The sequence below is a fragment of the Streptomyces caeni genome (assembly GCF_042678285.1).
GTDB classification, from domain to species: Bacteria; Actinomycetota; Actinomycetes; order Streptomycetales; family Streptomycetaceae; genus Streptomyces; species Streptomyces caeni.
The window spans coordinates 1-1,850 of record NZ_JBHUDX010000135.1 but is presented as its reverse complement, the minus strand read 5'-3'; the positions used below and the strand labels follow the sequence as shown (position 1 = coordinate 1,850).

2 protein-coding genes and 1 pseudogene are annotated in these 1,850 nt (G+C 68.5%); all 3 read right to left on the bottom strand.

The window, feature by feature from the left end; all coding sequences use genetic code 11:
- Positions 1-377: pseudogene (locus tag ACFSL4_RS35720) on the bottom strand (hypothetical protein); the annotation flags it as partial.
- 106 nt (positions 378-483) lie between these two features.
- On the bottom strand, positions 484-618 hold the full coding sequence (locus tag ACFSL4_RS35715) for a hypothetical protein (RefSeq protein WP_381092103.1): 135 nt from the start codon (positions 616-618) through the stop codon (positions 484-486).
- Positions 619-682: 64 nt separating this feature from the next.
- Entirely contained in the window at positions 683-967 is a 285-nt protein-coding gene (locus ACFSL4_RS35710) for a hypothetical protein (protein WP_381092102.1), read from the bottom strand.
- Between the last annotated feature and the right edge of the window lie 883 nt (positions 968-1,850).

Sequence of the window (1,850 nt, the reverse complement as noted above, 5' to 3'; positions counted from 1 at the left end):
CCGAAGGGATCGCCGGGGATCAGAGAGGGCTTGACGGCCACGGCGGCGAGGGCGGCGGCCACCGGGACGCCGAGAATGCCCCACAGACGGCGCCTGCGCGCGGCCCGCCCGTCCATCTCCCGCCACGCGGGGCCGGTACGCCAGCCTTCGGGCTGCCACGCCGGGGCAGGCTCGGTCCTCTCGTCGCCCTTGCGTCCCCACCGGCGGCCGGCCTTGCCACCCTTGCCGCTCGGCGGGGCGGCCTCCTCGCCCATCTTCTGCAGCCGTTCGGTGACCATCCGGGCGCGTGCGGACGGTTCCTTGGGTGCGGAGGCAGGTATCTCACGCTCGCTGTCCTGGACGAACTTCTCCCACACGACGTCCGGCACGGACGGCATGGACGGTGGCAGGGACGAGGACGAACCAGAACCGGATTCGGATTCGGACCCCGGTCTGGATTCTTCAGACATTTTGTCGGCCACGGCTGTGCGCGCTTTCTCTCAGTCAGTTGTCGGGCAGCTGGGCGTATGTCAGCCCTGCCCGGGCAGTGCGGCGGGCGCTGGCGGCGTCGACCGCGTGGACGGTGTTGCCGGTCTGGCCGGTATGGAGGGCGTCGACGGCCCTCGTCCTCAGCCGCACGAGATGCGGCAGTGAGCGATCAGCGCGTGATCAACGCCTCATGCCGGCTTCGTGACCAGCGACTTCAAGATGATGGATCTCGAATGGTAGCGGCGATGGCGGCGCTGGTGGCGTTCGCGGGGGTGAGGCTGGTGGCGTGGGGTGCGGTGAGGTTGTGGTCGGTGACGACGACGAAGCGACCATGGAGGGTCTTGGACGCCACCGCGTCTGCGAGCCGGGGGCCGACGGTGACCACGGTCTCGCAGCGCATCTGGGTGAGGGTGGTGAGGTAGGCCTTGGGCGGGATGCCGTTCGGCAGTGTGTAACGCTGCACGATGAGGTCGTGGTTGTGTTCGGAGGCCTGGCGCATGCCTGTCCACACGGTGTCCACCGTCCGGGAGCCAGCGGTGTGTTCGGCGAGCAGACATGCCCGCCGTGCGACGCCGACATGTGAGACGGGAGCCGGCGGTCGGGCCGGACTGGTGGAGTTGCCCACGACCCACCAAATGAGTGTGCCGAGCAGGGCGGCAGCAAGGGCGCAGGCTCCGAGTGTGGCAGCCGCCCGTCTGCTGATGGGTCGAGTCATGGGGAGCAATCCTTCGCCGGTCGTCCGGGTGCGGGGGTGCGGGGGGATGCTAACCCCGTCTGCTGACGGCCGTTCCGGCGGGCCTGCGCCAAGGACGTTGTGGAGCCGAGTGGATGGTTAACTCCTTCTTACATCTCGGCGACGACTTTCCACCGGGGTTCCCTTGCATGGGGGCGGCAGTTACAAATTCTCCCTGACACGCGGATGATCCCCACAGGCCGTACATCCCGTGCTGCATGTCTCCCCTCGGGTACGGAAGTTGGTCTTGTAGTGCGTCGGGTGTCGCGTTGGCGTGTGTGGCTTGCCCTCTTCGTGATGTGTGTGGCGTTCTGGGCGCGGCAGGGTGCGGCGTTCGCCGCGGCTGATCCAGGTCCCGGGATGAGGCAGGCGCTGGCCGATGTGGCCCGGTGGCTGGGGGCGCCGGATGGTCCGGGGCCGCGCAGTTCCACGGGTTCGGCTTCGGACGTGCATCGCGCACGTAGTGGTGCCGGGCATCCGCACGGGCACAAGCCCGGCGTGGGTAAGGGGCAGCTGCCCGCGTTCTCGGCACGCAAGAATGCGGTCAAGTCCTCGGTCACCGGCCGGATGAGGCAGGGCTTCGACGCGAAGACCTCAGAGGGCAGTACGTGACGTGATGTCCGTTTCGGGCTTTCGGGTGGGGCTGTCG

What these genes read in the sequence shown, in the direction of transcription:
- ACFSL4_RS35710 (WP_381092102.1), bottom strand. Translation starts at nt 967, where the DNA reads ATGCGCCAGGCCTCCGAACACAACCACGACCTCATCGTGCAGCGTTAC.